Source organism: Pseudomonas costantinii (genome assembly GCF_001870435.1).
GTDB lineage: Bacteria > Pseudomonadota > Gammaproteobacteria > Pseudomonadales > Pseudomonadaceae > Aquipseudomonas > Aquipseudomonas costantinii.
The window spans coordinates 1-20,000 of the sequence record NZ_MDDR01000056.1; the positions used below are offsets into that span (position 1 = coordinate 1).

9 protein-coding genes, 3 rRNA genes and 1 pseudogene (1 of these 13 running past the window's edge) are annotated in these 20,000 nt (G+C 57.1%); 7 read left to right on the forward strand and 6 right to left on the reverse strand.

All coding sequences use genetic code 11. The features are described 5' to 3' along the window. Both BFL40_RS27700 and BFL40_RS27705 read left to right on the forward strand, forming a co-directional pair. Nucleotides 1-5,343 (forward strand): annotated as a pseudogene (locus BFL40_RS27700) (LapA family giant adhesin); the annotation flags it as partial. Nucleotides 5,344-5,494: 151 nt separating this feature from the next. Continuing rightward, nucleotides 5,495-5,833: a tryptophan synthase subunit beta gene (locus BFL40_RS27705; protein ID WP_071486926.1), complete on the forward strand. Its 339-nt coding sequence runs from the start codon at nucleotides 5,495-5,497 to the stop codon at nucleotides 5,831-5,833. Between the two features lie 201 nt (nucleotides 5,834-6,034). Here BFL40_RS27705 and lapD read toward each other — a convergent pair whose 3' ends face one another. Then, complete coding sequence (lapD, locus tag BFL40_RS27710) at nucleotides 6,035-7,981, reverse strand: cyclic di-GMP receptor LapD (RefSeq protein ID WP_071486927.1); 1,947 nt, start codon at nucleotides 7,979-7,981, stop codon at nucleotides 6,035-6,037. A 14-nt stretch (nucleotides 7,982-7,995) separates the two neighbouring features. Continuing rightward, entirely contained in the window at nucleotides 7,996-8,688 is a 693-nt protein-coding gene (gene lapG, locus BFL40_RS27715; protein ID WP_071486928.1) for a cysteine protease LapG, read from the reverse strand. 249 nt (nucleotides 8,689-8,937) lie between these two features. Between lapG and BFL40_RS27720 the strand changes: the two genes are divergently transcribed. The 5 genes from BFL40_RS27720 (at nucleotide 8,938) to BFL40_RS27740 (ending at nucleotide 15,572) form a co-directional block, all read left to right on the forward strand. Beyond that, nucleotides 8,938-9,648 (forward strand): GntR family transcriptional regulator, encoded by a 711-nt coding sequence (locus BFL40_RS27720; protein ID WP_071486929.1) that lies wholly within the window; start codon nucleotides 8,938-8,940, stop codon nucleotides 9,646-9,648. A 369-nt stretch (nucleotides 9,649-10,017) separates the two neighbouring features. Then, nucleotides 10,018-10,776, forward strand: coding sequence for a DUF3050 domain-containing protein (locus tag BFL40_RS27725; protein ID WP_071486930.1), 759 nt, complete (start codon nucleotides 10,018-10,020; stop codon nucleotides 10,774-10,776). Beyond that, a complete protein-coding gene (locus tag BFL40_RS27730; RefSeq protein WP_071486931.1) occupies nucleotides 10,773-11,720 on the forward strand; it encodes a diiron oxygenase in 948 nt (315 codons plus the stop codon). The genes BFL40_RS27725 and BFL40_RS27730 overlap by 4 nt, the downstream gene beginning before the upstream one ends. Beyond that, complete coding sequence (locus tag BFL40_RS27735; RefSeq protein WP_071486932.1) at nucleotides 11,717-15,094, forward strand: amino acid adenylation domain-containing protein; 3,378 nt, start codon at nucleotides 11,717-11,719, stop codon at nucleotides 15,092-15,094. The genes BFL40_RS27730 and BFL40_RS27735 overlap by 4 nt, the downstream gene beginning before the upstream one ends. 19 nt (nucleotides 15,095-15,113) lie before the next feature. Beyond that, on the forward strand, nucleotides 15,114-15,572 hold the full coding sequence (locus BFL40_RS27740; protein WP_071486933.1) for an SRPBCC family protein: 459 nt from the start codon (nucleotides 15,114-15,116) through the stop codon (nucleotides 15,570-15,572). A 39-nt stretch (nucleotides 15,573-15,611) separates the two neighbouring features. Here BFL40_RS27740 and BFL40_RS27745 read toward each other — a convergent pair whose 3' ends face one another. The 4 genes from BFL40_RS27745 to BFL40_RS27760 form a co-directional block, all read right to left on the reverse strand. Further along, nucleotides 15,612-17,492 carry a methyl-accepting chemotaxis protein gene (locus BFL40_RS27745; RefSeq protein WP_071486934.1) on the reverse strand — a complete coding sequence of 627 codons (1,881 nt, stop codon included), beginning with the start codon at nucleotides 17,490-17,492 and terminating at the stop codon, nucleotides 15,612-15,614. Between the two features lie 470 nt (nucleotides 17,493-17,962). Continuing rightward, nucleotides 17,963-18,078 (reverse strand): 5S ribosomal RNA (gene rrf / locus BFL40_RS27750). A gap of 112 nt (nucleotides 18,079-18,190) precedes the next feature. Beyond that, nucleotides 18,191-18,306, reverse strand: a 5S ribosomal RNA gene (gene rrf / locus BFL40_RS27755). A gap of 163 nt (nucleotides 18,307-18,469) precedes the next feature. After that, a 23S ribosomal RNA gene (locus BFL40_RS27760) occupies nucleotides 18,470-20,000 on the reverse strand (it continues 1,361 nt past the right edge of the window).

Below are 20,000 nucleotides of genomic sequence, written 5' to 3' on the forward strand. Positions count from 1 at the left end.
TCGACCGTCAGCACCACCATCACCAAGACCGACGGCGGTAACTTCGAGAAGTTGGTGACAAATCCTGATGCAGCTAAAACTGTTATCACCGACTCGATCGACACCACCACCGTTACCCTGACCGCTGACAAAACAGTGGTTGAAGGTGGTGACATCACCTACACCGCGACCTTGACCAACAAGGCGCAAACTGACGTCACCGTAACGTTGAGCAACGGTCAGACGATCACCATTAAGGCCGATCAGCTCACCGGCACGGCGGTGTTCCACACCCCGGCCAACGACGTCTACAACAACGGTTCCACCGTCAGCACCACCATCACCAAGACCGAAGGCGGTAACTTCGAGAAGTTGGTGACGAATCCTGATGCGGCTAAAACTGTCATCACCGATTCGATCGACACCACCACCGTCACCCTGACCGCTGACAAAACAGTGGTTGAAGGCGGGGACATCACCTACACCGCGACCCTGACCAACAAGGCGCAAACCGACGTCACCGTAACCCTCTCGAATGGTCAGACGATCACCATTAAGGCCGATCAGCTCACCGGCACGGCGGTGTTCCACACCCCGGCCAACGACGTTTACAACAACGGTTCGACCGTCAGCACCACCATCACCAAGACCGACGGCGGTAACTTCGAGAAGTTGGTGACAAATCCTGATGCAGCTAAAACTGTTATCACCGACTCGATCGACACCACCACCGTTACACTGACCGCGGATAAAACCGTGGTTGAAGGTGGCGACATCACGTACACCGCCACGCTGACTAACCCGTCGCAAACTGCGGTAACCGTGACGTTGAGCAACGGCCAAACCATCACCATCAAAGCCGGTGAGTCCGTCGGCACGGCGGTGTTCCACACCCCGGCTAACGACGTTTACAACAACGGTTCGACCATCAGCACTACGATTACGAAGGCTGAAGGCGGTAACTTCGAGAAGCTGGTAACGAATCCTGATGCGGCTAAAACTGTCATCACCGACTCGATCGATACCACCACCGTTACTCTGACCGCTGATAAAACAGTGGTTGAAGGCGGGGACATCACCTACACCGCGACCCTGACCAACAAGGCGCAAACCGACGTCACCGTAACGTTGAGCAACGGCCAAACCATCACCATCAAGGCCGATCAACTGACTGGTACGGCGGTGTTCCACACCCCGGCCAACGACGTCTACAACAACGGTTCCACCGTCAGCACCACCATTACCAAGACCGACGGCGGTAACTTCGAGAAGTTGGTGACAAATCCTGATGCGGCTAAAACTGTCATCACCGATTCGATCGATACCACCACCATCACTCTGACCGCTGACAAAACAGTGGTTGAAGGTGGTGACATCACCTACACCGCGACCTTGACCAACAAGGCGCAAACCGACGTCACCGTAACGTTGAGCAACGGCCAAACCATCACCATCAAGGCCGATCAACTGACTGGCACGGCGGTGTTCCACACCCCGGCCAACGACGTTTACAACAACGGTTCGACCGTCAGCACCACCATCACCAAGACCGACGGCGGTAACTTCGAGAAGCTGGTGACAAATCCTGATGCGGCTAAAACTGTCATCACCGATTCGATCGACACCACCACCATCAGCATCAACGGCGATGCATCGGTGACTGAAGGTGGCACCGCGCATTACACCCTGACCCTGAGCAACCCGGCGCAAACCGATGTGACCGTGACGCTCAAGTACAGTGGCACTGCCACCGACGGTTCGGACTTCACTGGCGTGTACACCGTGAAAATCCCGGCCGGCGCCAGCAGCGTGCCGTTTGATATCCGCACGATTGACGACACGATCACCGAGCCTACGGAAAATATAGTCATCACCATCGACAAGGCCACGGGCGGCAACTTCGAGAGCCTGGTGGTTGGCAAAGGCAGCGTCAGCACCAATATCATCGACAACGATGCGCCACCGGTCATCGACCTGGATGTCAACAATTCCAGCGGCGCCACCGGCGCCGACTACAAGACAACCTTCACCGAAGGCACGGCCGGCCCAGGTGTGTCGATCTCCGACACCGATATCAATATCACCGACCCGGACAGCACGATGCTGACCGGCGCGACGGTCACGCTGACCAACGCGCAGACCGGTGATGCACTGAACCTGGGCAACAGCGTGAATGGCATCACCGTCAGCACCAACAACCAGACGGGCACCATCACCCTGACGTTGTCGGGCAGCGCGACGCTGGCTGATTACATGCAGCGCATCCAGAACATCACGTTTACCAACAACAGCCACGACCCAAGCACCACGCCGCGGACCATTACCGTGACCGTGACCGATGGAGGCAACTACTCCAACGTGGCCACCACCACCGTCAACGTGGTGGCGGTCAACGACGCGCCAGTAGCCACCGGCAGCGCTGTGACCGGCACCGAAGACACGCCGCTGGCCCTGACCTGGGCCAACTTCGGCGTGACCGATGTGGATTCGCCACAAAGCAGCCTCGGCGTGAAAATCACCGACCTGCCGGTAGCCGGCAAGCTGCAATACCTCGCGGCGGATGGCGTGACATGGGCCAACGTGACCAGCGGCCAGACCTTCACCAAAGCCCAGATCGATGGCGGCCAATTGCGCTTCATGCCGAACGCCAACGAATCCGGCGCAGACGGTTACGGCGGCACAGGCATTGGCAACAAGCAGGCGGATTATGCGCAGTTCAAGTTCCAGCCTACCGATGGCAAGGACCTGGGCACCAGCGCTACGGTGAAAGTCGACATCACCCCGGTGGCCGACGCACCGACCCTGAGTGTGGCCGACAACAACGTCAGTTCGGTCGGCTTGATCAAGCAAAGCTGGAACAGCCTGTCCGGCATTGGTACCAACGGCAACGGCGCTGCGCCGGACGTGCTGAAGAAAGTCATTGATAGCGCCGGCACGCCGAGCAGCACCACCACCGTAACCAATGTCGAGTCCACCGCGAACGTTAGCGGTGGCGCAGGTTCGAAGACCTCCGGCCTGATCTACATGGAAGCCGGCAAGACCTATACCTTCAGCGGCACCGGCGATGACAGCTTGGTGGTCAACATCGGCGGCAAAGACGTGGCCAGTGCGCTGTGGGGCACCAACAGCGGCAAGTTCAGCGGCTCGATCACCCCAACGGTGAGCGGCTACTACAGCCTCGAGATCTACCATGCCAACCAGTCCGGCCCTGGCAGCTATGACGTCAACGTGTCGATCAACGGTGGCGCGGTCCAGGACCTGAGCACCAGCGGCGTGCCGCTGTATACCGGCATTACTGACCTGACCAACGCCGGCGTGACGGTGTCCGATCTGCATGGCAGCAATGGCGACGGCTACTACGTGGGCTACAAGCTCAACGAAGGCCAGGAAAACGGCACCGTGAAGCTGTCCAAAGTCACCACGGCACTGACCGACACCGACGGTTCGGAAACCCTGAGCGTGAAGATCAGCGGTGTACCGGCAGGCTCCGTACTCACCGATGCCTCCGGGCACACCTTCACCGCGACTAAAGCCGTGGGCGAAGTGAACGTTACCAATTGGGACCTGAGCACCCTGACCATCAAGCCGCCGACCTACTACAGCGGCCAGTTCAACCTGACGGTCACCTCGACCTCCACCGAAAGCCTCGGCGGTTCGGCGATCACCACCGCGCAATTGCCGGTCACGGTGTACCCGGCGACCTACAACGCGGTAACGGGCACTTCGGGCAGCGACGCGATCACCGGCACCGATGGCAACGATATCGTCGTAGCCGACATCGGCGGCCTGAACGTAGTGCAGGGTAAGAACTACAACATTGCGTTTATGGTGGACAGCTCCGGCAGTATGAGTACCGACTCGGTCAACGCGGCGAAGGCTTCGCTGACCTCGGTGTTCAACTCGCTGAAAAACAGCCTGGGCGCCAACACGTCAGGCACCGTGAATATCTTCCTGGCAGACTTCGATACCCAGGTGAACAAGTCGGTCGCGATCAACCTCAACGATCCAAACGCCCTGGTCTTGCTCAAGGCGGTACTGGATTCGATGGTGTCGGGTGGCGGCACCAACTACGAAGACGTGTTCAAGGCCACGGCCAACTTCTTCCAAAGCGGGCTGGCCACCGGCAACACCGGTGCTACCAACCTGACCTACTTCATCACCGACGGTAAGCCGACGTACTACCAGAGCGGCGAGCAGACCAACCCGTTGGTGACGGACTTCTACAACAGCAACGTCACTGATGGCCGACTGGACGACTACGTCAACGCTAACAACTATGTGCTGGGTAACACGTTCAGCATCAACGTCAATGGCACCAACCTGCAGTTGATTGACAACCAGGGCCAGGTGCACCAGTGGGTACAGAACCGCAGTGGCAGCTGGTATGACAATGGCGTGATCGGAACCGTGCACGCCCAGGGTGACGGGACGTTTGAAGTCTCTTACCTCAACGGTACTGGCTACAGCACCGACACGGCGACCACCAACAACGCCAGCAGCGGTTTTGCGCTGCTCAAAGGCTTGTCGGCGGTAGAAGCCATCGGCATCAACGGTGACGTCAGCCTCAGTGACCTGAAGCCTTACGACAGCGATGGCGTACCGCAGAGCAATATCGATCCGAAGGACCTGGCCAACGCTATCCTCGGTCACACCGAAGCGACCCTGCCAGGCGCCGACACCATCAACGGTGGCGACGGCAACGACATCCTCTTCGGCGACTTGGTGAGCTTCAGCGGGATTACCGGTGAGGGTTACAACGCGCTGCAGGCCTTTGTGGCACAGAAAACCGGTGTGGCTGTTACTGCCGTGACCGCCTCTAATGTGCACCAGTATGTGACCGAGCACTACGCTGACTTCGACGTGTCCGGCGCCAAAGATGGCAACGACACGCTACTGGGCGGCGCGGGTGATGACATCCTGTTCGGCCAGGGCGGCAACGACACACTGGACGGCGGCAAAGGCAATGACATCCTGCTGGGCGGCACCGGTAACGACACGTTGATCGGTGGTCCGGGCAACGACATCCTGATCGGCGGTTCGGGTGCCGACACCTTCGTGTGGAAATCCGGTGACACAGGCAACGACGTGATCAAGGACTTCAAGGCATCGGAAGGTGATCGGATCGATCTTCGGGATCTGTTGAAAGGTGAGACGGACAGCACCATCGACAACTACCTCAAGATCACCACGGTAGACGGCGTGTCGACCCTGCAAGTCAGCAGTGAAGGCAAGCTCAACGCCGCCGGCGGCCTGGCCAATGCCGATGTGACGATCAAGCTGGAAGGCAACGATTGGTCCCACACCAGCATCAACTCGCTGATCAGTGGTGCCGACCCGACCATCAAGATCGATCACACCGCCTAAGACGCGATAAATCGGCCGCCCTCAGGGCGGCCGATTTATTTGGGTGACAGGTTACTGGCCCTGATGCAGGGTTGCATCGCATACTCGCGCCTATAAACACACCGCTGACCTATGCTGGTGACGGCGTGTGGCTCATTTCCAAGGGGTTCTTATGTTTTACGTGCAACGTGATGCACAGGGCGTGCTGAGTCGTGTGGAAGCAGCCGCCTTCGCCGAGTCAACCGAAACTCTGCCGGCCGATCATCATGAGATCCAGGCCTGGTACGCCAACGAAGTGGTGGAAACCAGCCTGGCACAGCTCAAGCAGAGTGACTTGGAGATGATCCGGGTACTGGACGACTTGATCCAGGTGCTGACCCGTAAGGGGTTGATCAGCGTGACGGACTTGCCACCTGCCGCCCAGGCCAAGTTGCTGGACCGCAACCAGGCACGGGAAGCGTTGGGTGGCCTGAGCCACCTGATCAATGATGAAGAGACTGGGTTGATCTGATTAGCGCTACTGTAGGCGCGCGCTTTCTGTGGCGAGCGGGCTTGTCCCGCGTTGGGCTGCGAAGCAGCCCCAATAGAGAGGAATGCGGTGAGTCAGGCACTCCTCAGCGCCTGGTTTTGGGGCTGCTGCGCAGCCCAACGCGGGACAAGCCCGTTCGCCACAACAGCCCGCCCCCACACTTTAATCTGCGAAGTCAGTGAATTATTTCCACGGCGCGGGCTCACCAAATAGCTGACCCTGCACGCCAAAAATGCCCATCTCGCGAATCACCTTCAGCTCACCCTCGGTCTCCACACGCTCGGCAATCAACGGCAAGTCGATGCTATGGGCCGCGCGCTGAATGGCCTCGATAAACAGGCGTTTGTCGCTTTCCTGATCAATGGCGCGGATGTAGCTGCCGTCGATCTTCAGGTACGCCAGGCCCAGGCGCGCCAAATTGCCGATCATGCTGAATCGCCCACCAAAACGTTGGAGGCTGAGGGAGAACCCCAACTCGCGCAGGCGGTGGGTCAACTGCTCCAGCAGGGCTTGCTCCGGCAATTGTTCTTCGCCGATTTCCAGGGTCAGGCGCGGGCCCAGGCTGCTGTGCTGGCGTAGCAACTCAAAAATTCGATTCAGCGTCTGGGCGTCCTGCAAGGTCGCGGCCGACAGGTTCAACGCAAGGCTATGGCTGTGGCTAACCATCTGCTTGAGCACTTGCTCCAGCATCAAGCGGTCCAAACGTGCCGTCCAACCGAAGCGTTCAAGCCAAGGCAGGAAGCGCCCGGCGGGTATCGTGTGTCCATCCTCATCCTGCAAGCGCGACAGCACTTTGTAGTGCAAGACCAATTGCGGGTCTGCGCTTGCGACTACCGGTTGGAAGTACAGTTGGAAGCGCTGTTGGGTCAGGGCCTGGTCCAGCAGCGTGTGCCAAGCATGGTGATCGTCGCCGACGCTGGCGGCGGCGCTGCGGTCGAGGCACACCCAAGTGGTGTCACCCTGCCCTTCGGCTTGGGCCAAAGCTTGGTCAGCCAAGGTCAACAGCGCCTGGGGGGAGTCGCCATGGTTAAACGGCGCCAGGCCGATATAGGCGACCGGCGTGACGTCACTGGCCCCAGTGGCCTGCAGACTGAGCAAGGTGCTTTCGAGGTTCTGCGCCAATTGCAGCGCTTCTTCGCGCATCAATCCCGGCGCCAGCACCGCGAACTCCCCGCCGCGAATACGGGTGACGAGGTTCTGGGTTTCCGGGTAGGGCTCGCACTGGCGCAGCAGTTGTTCGCCGACCGCTTGCAGCAACTGGTCGGTACGCTGGCCACCCAGGCGCTGGTTGAGGCCTGCCAGATCCTTGACCCGCAACACCAGCAGGTAGCCGGAATTGGTTTCCTCCGGGTTACTGACACGGGCATTGAGTTGCATCTCGAAGTAACGGCGGTTGGCGAGGCCGGTGAGGTTGTCTTGGTAGGATTCGGTGCGCAGTTTTTCGCTGCGCTCAGCCTGCTCCTGGAACAGGGCCTTGAGTTTTTCCACCATCTGGTTCATGGCCTGCACTACACGCCGCAGTTCCGGCGTACGTGGCAGATCAGGCAGGCTGAGGAATTCCCGGCGGGCGATAGCGTGGGATTGCTTGACCATGTAGTCCAACGGTTTCAATTGCCGGCGCAGCAACAGCGCCCCGAGTACCGCACTCACCGCACCGCACAACAACAGCCACCCTAGGCTGCCCAAGGCGCTTTGCCAGAGTTTGGCCAGAGCGAACATCGGATGGCTGACCACTTCCACGCGCGCTGCCTGCTCCCAGCCGCGATTGACTAACGCGTCACCACCGGCCGGCTCCAGGCCGATCAGCTTTACGAACCAGTTGGGCACACCGTTGTTATCAGGAATACCGGTGCGCTCGACGATGGTTTTGTCAGTGGCCAAGTCCACCACGCGGATGCTGGCGTAATAGCCACTGTCGAAAATCGAGCTGACCAGCAACTCCACCATGGCCGGGTCGTCGATATTGGGCGTCAGCGAAAGCGCCAGCGCCGTCGCCGCATCCTGTGCATGCGAGCGCAACTGGTTAACGTATTGCGTGCGCGAGCTTTCCAGACTGACCATGAAGCTGCCGCTGAAGGCGACGACGAGGAACAGACAGATTGCGATCAATAGTTGTTTGAACAGAGACATCCGATCAGTTACTCCTAGTTGGCAGGCTCGGCCGGGAAGCCTTCCGCACGCATTTTTCTCAACACATCCTGCCAACGCGACAAGCGTTTGGTATCACCGACTTTCTTGTTGCCCTTGGCGCCGGGCAGGTACAAACCTTCGGCATTGAATGAATACACCGGGACCAGGTCGGTACGGCGGGTTGCCGGCAGGATTTCATCCATCAGGCTGTCGAGCACCAGCGGGATAGCGTCGGGGGTCGAATAATAGGTCAGAACCATATGAGCGCGATTCTGACGCAACGCCTTAACGTAGGTAATGCGCAATTTGTCGCTGGAGACACCCAGGTGACGCAAGCTGAAATACTTGGCTATCGCGTAGTCTTCGCAGTCGCCGGCCCCTTTCCATAGGGCTTCGATGGGCGTCTCCCAATAGTCGACCACGTGCCAAAGGTCGATGTCTTCCATGTAAGTCATCTGCTTGTTGAAGAACAGGTTGACGACTTTGAGCTGTTCTTGTTCGCTGACTTGTTTTTGGGTTGCCAGCAGTCGCTGCCAGGCATCAATACGCTGCTGGCCCTCCCCCAGAGGCCCGTACAAAGCGGTGGCGTTGCGGCTGATCTGAGAGAAATCCCAATCGGCATGCAGCCCGCCGAGCATCAAGCCAGCCAACAAAACCGCTGAAAGTAGCCAGCTAAGGATTCGAGAGGGAATAAAACTTACCGCCAAGGCGTTCAGTCCGTGGAAAGAGACGGAATTTCAAGGAATGGTGAAGCCTCGACCAACAAAAAACAATGGCATAGTGCAATCATTCATAAGTGGGCCAAGTTTATAACCGCTCCCTGTGGGATGCTCAAAGTACAGGCTGTAAGCCCTTACAAACGGAAACTTTGGCTGTTTGACAAGCGTGTGGCCCATCTTTAGTGTGCATTGGATCCAATTGAACACACTCCATCAAGAAAGGAGGATAGCGTAACCGTGACGCAGAAGCCGAACCTCTTAAGCAGCATCAAAGTCAGCGGGCCTATTCCCGCCCATCTTGCCCGCGCCGTTATTGAAGAAACGTTGCGCAATGCCATTCTCGATGGCCGATTACCCTGTGGTACCGCTATGCGCCAGCAAGAGCTAGCCAGCCTGTTCGGCGTCAGCCGCATGCCCGTGCGTGAAGCCTTGCGCCAGTTGGAAGCTCAATCCTTGCTGCACGTGGTGACGCACAAGGGCGCCGTGGTTGCACCGTTGATCGAAGACAATTCGGCTGAAACCTATGCCCTGCGCATGCTGCTGGAGTCCGAAGCGCTACGCTTGTCGATCCCATTGCTTACCGACGCCGACATTGCCCAAGCCGATGCCTACATCCAAGCACTGGAACGCGAGAAAGACTACACCGAGATTGGTCGCCTCAACCGCCTGTTCCACATGGCGCTGTATGGCAAAGCGCCCAACCAGCGGCTGCTCAAACTGGTTGAACACGGCTTGAATGAGGAAGAGCGCTTTCTGCGCTTCAACCTCGAGGCCATGGGGCTGGGCGAGACGTCCCAGGAAGATCACCGTGAGCTGCTGAGCCTGGTGGCGCAGAAGAAGGTCGACGAAAGCATCCTGACGCTGCGCAATCACCTTATGCGAGGGATGGAGGTGATCACTACTTACCTCAATGGTCTGGAAACCGCTGATAAGAAAGGCGTGCAGTAAGGTCCTCCCGCTCCCCTCCGAACCCTGATGCGTTGCGGGGCTCCTTGCCCATCAAGGAGGGGCCCTCGTCGGCACATCCGACGTCAGAACAACTAATCTTAAATAAGCCTGCTTATATAATTGGTAACTTCCCACATTTACGCAGGAAACTTACCCACAACAAAAACCTTCTCGAAAAAATATCTAATACATTCTTAAGCTCATCAAAGCGTTTAATCAGATTATTATCTCCACGCCATAAACCAAGCACTTCACTCTATAGCGCACACCTATGTCCTGCTAGCACTGCGCGCGTGGCCTGGCCTACTTTTAACACCATAATTCCATTACTGTTTTCAGAGCAGTCGCAACAATTTATAGGCGTCAACCATGCATCAACACTTACTTGAACAAAAAAAACTACAGTTGTGCAACCATCTGTTATTTAAAGAAATAGCTTCACTTAATAAGTTACAACTTTTCATGGAGTACCATGTATTTGCTGTTTGGGACTTCATGACCCTGACCAAACGCCTGCAGCAGGACCTGACCTGCACGCAATTACCCTGGCTCCCGCCCGCTGACCCGCAAGCCGCACGCCTCATCAATGAAATAGTGTTAGACGAAGAGTCAGACGAACATCCAACACGCGGCTATTGCAGCCACTTCGAACTGTATCTCGAAGCGATGGCCGAGGTCGGCGCCGACACTACCGCTATTCAACGCTTCATTGAGTTGCAGCATCAGGGGGTGGAGGCAAGCGCAGCCTTACAAATGATCGGTGTGCTACCTGGTGTAGCCCGCTTTGTCGACAGCACATTACAGATCGCGTTAACCGCACCTACCCATTGCGTGGCGGCGGCCTTCCTGCACGGCCGCGAGAGTGTCATTGCGTCGATGTTCGAACGCATTCTGCACAACAACGCATTCATTGGCCGTCAAGCGCCCACCTGGTGCCACTACCTCAACCGTCACATCGAGCTGGACACTCAAGATCATGGGCCAGGAGCAGAGCAGTTGCTCCAGCGCCTGATCGGCGCAGATCCGACTCGCCAACGCCAAGCAGATGACATCGCCCTCGCCACCGTGCAGAGCCGCATAAGCTTCTGGGACGACGTGCGCGCCTCGCTGCAAGAGGTGCAGCCATGAACGCCGCCGACTACCGCTCCTTTGCCGAAGACTGGGAACACCGCGCAACCATCCGCACCCGCCCTCGGCGCTTGCTGGAAAACGACGACAGATTGATCTATCCCGTGTGCCGCCAGCCTCTGGTGCTAAGTGAGACCTTTCTCGAATACTGCCCACAGTGGCGCGACTTCGTATTGGTACAAAGCTTCTACAAATTCATTAATGACGTGGTGATCTTCGAAACCGAGATCGTCGACAAGACCGCCCGCAGCATTGCCAAGAATCGTTTCTCGCTGCCCTTCCCCCTCGCCTGCCGTTATGACGCGATGACCGTCGTGGTAGATGAGGATTACCACGCGCTGGTAGCGTTGGATTTCCTGCAACAGACCGTGGAAATGACTGGCATACAACCGCTCGAACTGCCCGGGCAAATCGAACTGAGCCGTGCCCTGCCGGCAGCACAGGCGCTGGCACCAAGACACTTGCGCGATGCGGTGGAGTTGATTGGCGTGGCCATCGCCGAGAACACCGTAACCCGTGACGTAGCAGCATTTTCCAAGGACGACAGTGTCAAGGCATCCATCCGTGGCTTGATGGCCGATCACTTGTTTGATGAAGGCCGCCATGCACAGTTCTGGACGCATCTGGTACGTATCTACTGGCAGGCGGCAAGCCCAATGGACCGCGACTGCATCGCTGAGATTCTGCCGACCTTTTTGAGGCATTACCTGACCAACGATCTGCAGAAAAGCTTCAATCTGCACCTGATCGAACATCTGGACGTGAGCGCAAACACTCGCCGGGCGCTTCGGGAGGAAGTCACAGCACTGGACTTTCCCGTCACCCACCAGCACCCGCTGCTCGGCAATATCATGAGGTTCCTGCACCACAGCGGTGTACTGCAAACACCGAGCGTCGCCCGAGCCCTGAACGACTATCTACCCGAGTCGGGGAGGTCCGCATGAGGCGTTTGACGATTGGGTGGAACGGCACAAGCAACGCCCTGGAGGCGGTCAAGAAAGCGCTGGAACAATACGGGCACAAAACCGGGACAGAAGCCCTCGACGTGTTCATTGAAGACGGTAGCCAACCACTGCTCACACATTTCCAAGAAACCCAATGGATAAGCCTGCGCCTGGGAATCGGCCCAGTGGCCGAATGCGGTCTTCCCTCACTACAGTTGCGCTGCTATGACCATAATCGGCGCGTACTGGCGGTGAAAGACGTTGCTGAAGAGCCCAGCGGAAACGGCCAACAACTGCGCCGACAAGCGACGAATGCGCTGGTGGAATGGATCTCGCTGCTGGTCAGCAGTTTTTCGAGGGACCCAGACTTCTTCGCTGCAAAAAACACCGCGAACGCTTGGCCCGAGCAGGGCCTGCAAGCACTCGACACATTGGCGTTTCTACATCGATTTAATCGCACAGCGCAGCCGGCACTGTTGCGAGCTGCCCAGGTACCGATGATCGAACGGTTACAGGCCAGCCTTCACACCTTCGCTGAACGACCGGCGCTGAACATCGCGGGCAGCGTGCTGACTTACCGCCAGTTACAGATTCGGGCCCTGTCGATCCAGCAGCGCCTGCGCACCCTGCTGGAGGGTATTGAGACGCCAGCGGTAGTCGGCGTGTGCCTGGAAAAATCCGTCGATTTGTACGCCAGCATTCTCGCGGTGCTGGGTTGCGGTGCGGTGTACCTGCCATTGGCGCCGGATCAACCACCAAACCGCCAGCAGGCGATGCTGGCAAGTACTGGGGCCAGCGTCTTGCTGGATGATGGTCAACACCCTTTGCGCGACCATTTCGTAACCCTGAATGTCGGCAATGTCGACGCGATGCACGCCGACACCTCGTCACCGTTGATGCAAGATCGTCCGTGCATCGAGGCGCCCTGCATGGCGCTTTTCACCTCGGGTACCACTGGCCAGCCGAAGGGCGTAATACTCAGCCAAGGCAATCTTGCGCATTTCACAGCCTGGCTCGGCGCCTGTATGGCACTGGACGAACAGAGCCGTGTCCTGCAGTTTTCGCCGCTGAGTTTCGACTCATCGCTGATTGATATTTTTCCCGCTCTGATAGCCGGCGCGGAGTTGATCGTCCCAAACGAAGACCAACGGCACGACCCCCGGCAACTGGTCGAGCTGATTCGCCAACAGCACGTCAGCCACGCTTTTCTGCCGCCGGCATTGCTCAGCATTTTGCCGCTGGATCAGCCAATGGGCCTAACCCACTTGTTGACCGGCGGTGAAGCCTGCGAGCCGTATGTGATCGAACAATTGGCGAGCCAATGTCAATTACACAATCTCTACGGCCCCACTGAGGCCACGGTTCTGGTCACCCACCGGACATTTCAGCCCGGTGACGGCAATCGCAACTTGGGCCGCCCTATCGCCAACAGCCAAGTCTTGATCCTCGACGAGGATCTGCAACCGGTGGATGAGCAGGTGATGGGCGATCTGTACGTCATCGGCCCTGGGGTAAGCCTGGGGTATGTGAACACGCCGCAGCCGGTCGACAACCCTTTCGTTGAGCTGAAACTGCCGGACGGCCAGTCGCTCCAGGCTTACCGTAGCGGCGATCTGGCGAAATGGACCGCGGACGGGATCGAGTTGGGCGGCCGACGGGATGACCAAGTGAAAATCCGTGGTTTTCGGGTCGAACCTCAGGAGATCGAGCAGTGCCTGCGCAGCAGTCGGTTATTTCGCCAGGTAGCCGTGGTGATCGATGGTGATCGCAGGATTGTCAGCTTCGTCGCCCAGCCCGAACCGGGCGCCACCGTGGCTGGCCTGGCGCGATATACGCAGCAGTGGCTGCCGGCTTACATGCACCCTGAGGTGTGGACCGAGTTGCCAAGTATGCCGCTCACCAGCAGCGGCAAGATCAACCGTCAGGCATTGCTGGCGGTACCGGTGCGAACCACTCCCCACACCATCCGCAGCGCTGTACAAACGCCACTGCAAACGCAGTTGGTGACGCTGTGGAGTGAGTTGTTGGGAGTGCCCGACGCTAACCTTTCCATCGATGACAGTTTTTTCAGCCTGGGCGGCCACTCCATTTTGCTGTCGACCCTGCTGCTGCGTCTGCGCGAACAATTTGGCCGCAGTCTTTCTTTGAGCCGTTTCTTTGAGGCACCGACGATTCGCACACTCGCCGTGCTGATGGAGGACGGAGCATTGCTCAAGGCCCCGTCAGATCAGATGGAGAGGGATGCCTCCCAGGCGCTGAATGTCGAGATGCTGCACAAGGACCGCGCAGGCGATCCGCGCAAAGTGATCGTCACGGGTGCCAACAGCTTTGTCGGGGTGCATCTCGTCGAAGCGTTGTTGGCGGGCGGTGCACAAGAGGTGGCTTGCCTGGTACGTGAACATCCGGGGTACTCGGCGGTGGCACGATTTACCCAGGCATTACGCGAGTATCGCCTGGAACATCTGGACCTGAGCCGGGTGCAGGTCTATGCCGCCGACATCAGCCGGCCTCGACTGGGCCTGACCTGCGAAGTGTATGAGCGCCTCGCCCGAAACCATGGTGTGTTGGTGCACAACGCGGCGCGGGTCAATCATGTGATGGACTACGCCTCACTCGCCAGGGACAACGTCGAACCGGTGCTTGAATGCTTGCGCCTGTGTGAAACCCATTGCAAGAAGGTCTTCAATTTCATCTCGACGCTGTCGGCATGCAGCAGTATCGACGCCCGGGGGAACATCCTCGAAACACCAGCGGTGACCACATTGCCAATCTATCTCAAAAATGGCTACAACCTCTCCAAGTGGGTCGCTGAGCGACTGTTGGGGCGCGCGCTGAAGCAAGGCGCTTGGGTGAATATCCATCGCCCGGGGAATATCGCGTTCAATAGCCGCAGCGGTGTCTGCGAGCCATACAAAAACCGCCTGATGCTGATGTTCAAGGGGTCGTTGCAGTTGGGCCTGGCTCCCCGCCTGGAGGTGAACTTCGACCTGATGCCAGTGGACTTCTTTGCCCGTTTTGTCGCGTTCCACTGCGGCCAATTTACGATAGGGAGAAACGTCTTCAACCTGCACAACCCGCAGCCCTTGAGCTGGGATCACTACCTCGATGCATTCAGCCAGGCAGGCCATCGCTTCGAGCGTGTGAGCGTTGCGCATTGGCAAAAGGAACTGCGAACGGTGGGGCCGGATAACGCATTGTTTGGCGTACTCGGTTTCTATCTGGATGACCTCACAGAAGATATCAGCGACACCTCAATGATTTGTCACGACAACGCACGCCAGGGTGTCAAGGCGATGGGCGAGCAGTACCCGGAAAAGAGTCCGGCGCTGTTGCGCAAGGGCTACGACCACCTCAAGGCCACTGGCTTTCTCTGACCCGCTTCAGGACACCCTTATGAAGTCGCTGCAGCCCGATACATTAATCCGCAACCCGAACGGTAAACCGGTAGTCGCGTCTGTCGAAATCACCTGCGATGCCGCACGTCTGTGGAGTGTGGTAGGCCACTTCGCAGGCTTTGATGCCTTCATCCCCGCCCTTTCACACATCGAGATGACGGGTATAGGTGTAGGTGCATTACGCACGAAGTTTTTCCACGATGGCCATTGCGCTGTAGAGCAACTCAATAGCCGGAACGAAGGCGCCATGTACATGACATGGACCACGATCTACAACACCTTGGGGATCGCCCAGTTGTGGGCGGCAATGCACGTGGAAGCCCTTGGCACGGGACGTTCCAGGGCGACCTGGACCCTCATCGGCGAGCCAGTCGAAACAACGCAGGCAGAGTTTGAACAGTTTGTGCAGGCCTTCGCCGACAGCGCCCTGGAGAATGTGCGCCAGATGCTCAGCTGATCAATAGGAGCGAGAGGCCTCGCTCCTATACAACCAGGATCAGATTTTGAAACTGTCGACTAATTGCTTCAATCGGCTGGCCTGTTGGGACAGCGCATCGCAGTCCTTCAACGTTTCGTTGAGGTTGGCCACACCCTGCTGGTTCAGCAGGTTGATCTGGTTGATGTCGACGTTTAGGGTTTCAACCACCGCAGTCTGCTCCTCGGTCGCTGCGGCCACCGATTGGTTCATGCCATCGATCTCGACGATTCGCTGCGTCACGCTGACCAGGCGCTCACCGGCTTGGTTGGCCACTTCAACGCTTTCTTCGCTGGAGGTCTGGCTGGCGTTCATGGTGGTCACGGCTTCACGCGAGCCCACTTGTAGCGAAGTGATCATCTTGTGGATCTCCTCCGCAGACTCCTGGGTACGGTGAGCCAGGTTACGCACTTCATCGGCAACCACGGCAAACCCACGTCCGGCTTCACCGGCACGGGCCGCCTCGATAGCAGCGTTAAGCGCCAACAAGTTGGTTTGCTGGGAGATGCCTTTGATCACATCCAGGATGTGACCAATGTTATCGGTGCTGGCGTTCAGGGTTTCGATCTGGGTGCAGGACAGACTGATCTTTTGCGACAGTTCTGACATTGCCAGGATGGTTTGCTCCACCACTTTGCGCCCGTCGTCTGCCTGTTCGCTGGCACCACTGGCGTGCTGCGAAGCATCGGCCGCGTTACGCGCGATTTCCTGGGTAGCGGCGCCCAACTCGTTGATCGCAGCAGCCACGCTGTTGGTACGCGCACTTTGCTCGTCCGAACCGATGATCGAGGCGTTGGACGACGCCATGACACGCTGGGACAGGTCATGGACCTGACGTGTCGCCGAGGACACTTCGGAAATGGAGGCGTGGATACGCTCAACGAACTGGTTGAAGGCGCTACCGACCTCGCCAAACTCGTCCTTGCTGGTCACGTCCAGGCGACGGGTCAAATCGCCTTCTCCCTGGGCAATGTCCTGCATCGCGACGCCCATGGTAGTCAGCGGGCGCAGCAGTACTTGAATCAGCAGGCTTAAGAGCACGGCAATTGCCACCACCGCGATCAACATGGCAATCAACGCTGAGGTGCGGAATTTACCTAGCGGCGCGTAGGCTTTGTCTTTGTCGATCGACAGACCGATGTACCAATCTGCTCCTGGCAAACCGCTGATAGGAGTAAACGACAGAATACGATCCCGGCCATTGAGGACAACGTCCTGGTTGACTCTCTCAATACGCAGGCCGGTGCCTGGGTAGATGTCCTTGAGGTTTTTCATCACTTGGTCTTGATCAGGACTGACAATGACTTGGCCGTCGGCGCTGACCAGAAACGCATGACCGATGCCGCCGAAATCTACCGAGTTGATGATCTTCACCAGGGTTTGCAGACTCAGGTCACCGCCTACCACGCCCAGCAGTTCACCGTTCTTTTTGACGGGCAGGGCGATGGTTACGATCTGCCCGCCCACGGCTGCCATGTAAGGCGGGGTGAGCATGGTTTTATCGGCCGCAACAGCTTGCTTGTACCAAGGGCGCTGACGAGGGTCGTAACCGTCGGGCATTTTGGCATCGGGGCGTTGCGTGAACACACCATTGGTTTGACCGACATAGGTGAACTGGAAGTTCGAGGTGAGAGCAGGCTGGTCGACCAACCCTGGGAGGTCGGCACCACTGCCCTGATGAGCAACGTTTTGTGCCAGGTTTTCGAGTACCAGGATGCGGCCACTGAGCCAGTTCTGCACACTGCTGGCCGTGAGTTCACCTGATTGCTGAATAGACGACTCCAGGTTTTGCTTGATGGTACTGCGCTGCAGATAGTCGTTGTAGAGCGTAAATAACGCGAAGGCTAAAACCACGACGCCTGACGCGGCCAACAGAATTTTATGACTGAACTTGAGATTCATTTCATCGACTTCTTTTGCCAAAGGGGGGTGAGCGTGCCGAGTGGAACATTCCATGTAACGGGATAGACGGACTCTCAGGCCGCTCTATTTCGGTGCACGCATGGCTCATCAGGCTTTCGGCCAAGCTCGGATAAATCTTAGATATTTATGAGATTCATCTTCATTTTGAGCAGGAAGCCGACCAGCGGTAAAGTCGGTGTTCCTGGAATTGGTGATTGATCATTCACGCCGCGAAAAATCGACCGCGCTATCGTCATAGGCGAGCGACGCTGAGTGCGATGCTTGCTCCGAAGCTATACCGAGCGCCAAGACAGGGATTGCGCACGGTTGAATGTGGTCAGCGGCAATATGGCTCTTCATTCAGTGCTCTTGTGTTGCCAGCCTGCGAGGATACCCATGTGCACTGGAGGCTAAGCCCTTAAACGACAAAACCCCTGTCTGCGTTAGCAGACAGGGGTTTCGGAATTCAATCTTGACGATGACCTACTCTCACATGGGGAAACCCCACACTACCATCGGCGATGCATCGTTTCACTGCTGAGTTCGGGATGGGATCAGGTGGTTCCAATGCTCTATGGTCGTCAAGAAATTCTGTGTACCAGAACGTTACTACGCTAGCAACGTGCCGGTGAAATTCATGGACTTCTACATAAACAAAACCCCTGTCTGCGTTAGCAAACAGGGGTTCTGGAATTTAATCTTGACGATGACCTACTCTCACATGGGGAAACCCCACACTACCATCGGCGATGCATCGTTTCACTACTGAGTTCGGGATGGGATCAGGTGGTTCCAATGCTCTATGGTCGTCAAGAAATTCGGGTACTGAGTCGTGACAAGAATGCCTCGCTTCAGCAAATTGGGTATGTGACAGCTTTCGGTGTTTTGTGAGATTCGAACTTTCGGTTCTATCGTCTTCACACACCGCAATCTGCTGCTCTGTATTAAAGAGCCGACGCAAATTGCTTGGGTGTTATATGGTCAAGCCTCACGGGCAATTAGTATTGGTTAGCTCAACGCCTCACAGCGCTTACACACCCAACCTATCAACGTCGTAGTCTTCGACGGCCCTTCAGGGAACTCAAGGTTCCAGTGAGATCTCATCTTGAGGCTAGTTTCCCGCTTAGATGCTTTCAGCGGTTATCTATTCCGAACATAGCTACCCGGCAATGCCACTGGCGTGACAACCGGAACACCAGAGGTTCGTCCACTCCGGTCCTCTCGTACTAGGAGCAGCCCCTCTCAAATCTCAAACGTCCACGGCAGATAGGGACCGAACTGTCTCACGACGTTCTAAACCCAGCTCGCGTACCACTTTAAATGGCGAACAGCCATACCCTTGGGACCGGCTTCAGCCCCAGGATGTGATGAGCCGACATCGAGGTGCCAAACACCGCCGTCGATATGAACTCTTGGGCGGTATCAGCCTGTTATCCCCGGAGTACCTTTTATCCGTTGAGCGATGGCCCTTCCATACAGAACCACCGGATCACTAAGACCTACTTTCGTACCTGCTCGACGTGTCTGTCTCGCAGTCAAGCGCGCTTTTGCCTTTATACTCTACGACCGATTTCCGACCGGTCTGAGCGCACCTTCGTACTCCTCCGTTACTCTTTAGGAGGAGACCGCCCCAGTCAAACTACCCACCATACACTGTCCTCGATCCGGATAACGGACCTGAGTTAGAACCTCAAAGTTGCCAGGGTGGTATTTCAAGGTTGGCTCCACGCAGACTGGCGTCCACGCTTCAAAGCCTCCCACCTATCCTACACAAGCAAATTCAAAGTCCAGTGCAAAGCTATAGTAAAGGTTCACGGGGTCTTTCCGTCTAGCCGCGGATACACTGCATCTTCACAGCGATTTCAATTTCACTGAGTCTCGGGTGGAGACAGCGCCGCCATCGTTACGCCATTCGTGCAGGTCGGAACTTACCCGACAAGGAATTTCGCTACCTTAGGACCGTTATAGTTACGGCCGCCGTTTACCGGGGCTTCGATCAAGAGCTTCGCGTTAGCTAACCCCATCAATTAACCTTCCGGCACCGGGCAGGCGTCACACCCTATACGTCCACTTTCGTGTTTGCAGAGTGCTGTGTTTTTAATAAACAGTCGCAGCGGCCTGGTATCTTCGACCGGCATGAGCTTACGGAGCAAGTCCTTCACCCTCACCGGCGCACCTTCTCCCGAAGTTACGGTGCCATTTTGCCTAGTTCCTTCACCCGAGTTCTCTCAAGCGCCTTGGTATTCTCTACCCAACCACCTGTGTCGGTTTGGGGTACGGTTCCTGGTTACCTGAAGCTTAGAAGCTTTTCTTGGAAGCATGGCATCAACCACTTCGCTAACTAAAAGTTAGCTCGTCATCAGCTCTCGGCCTTAGAATCCCGGATTTACCTAAGATTCCAGCCTACCACCTTAAACTTGGACAACCAACGCCAAGCTGGCCTAGCCTTCTCCGTCCCTCCATCGCAATAACCAGAAGTACAGGAATATTAACCTGTTTTCCATCGAC

Coding starts and splice junctions, on each gene's coding strand:
- BFL40_RS27705 (WP_071486926.1), top strand. CDS start 5,495: ATGTTTTACGTGCAACGTGATGCACAGGGCGTGCTGAGTCGTGTGGAA.
- lapD (WP_071486927.1), bottom strand. CDS start 7,981: ATGTCTCTGTTCAAACAACTATTGATCGCAATCTGTCTGTTCCTCGTC.
- BFL40_RS27725 (WP_071486930.1), top strand. CDS start 10,018: ATGCATCAACACTTACTTGAACAAAAAAAACTACAGTTGTGCAACCAT.
- BFL40_RS27730 (WP_071486931.1), top strand. CDS start 10,773: ATGAACGCCGCCGACTACCGCTCCTTTGCCGAAGACTGGGAACACCGC.
- BFL40_RS27735 (WP_071486932.1), top strand. CDS start 11,717: ATGAGGCGTTTGACGATTGGGTGGAACGGCACAAGCAACGCCCTGGAG.
- BFL40_RS27740 (WP_071486933.1), top strand. CDS start 15,114: ATGAAGTCGCTGCAGCCCGATACATTAATCCGCAACCCGAACGGTAAA.
- BFL40_RS27745 (WP_071486934.1), bottom strand. CDS start 17,492: ATGAATCTCAAGTTCAGTCATAAAATTCTGTTGGCCGCGTCAGGCGTC.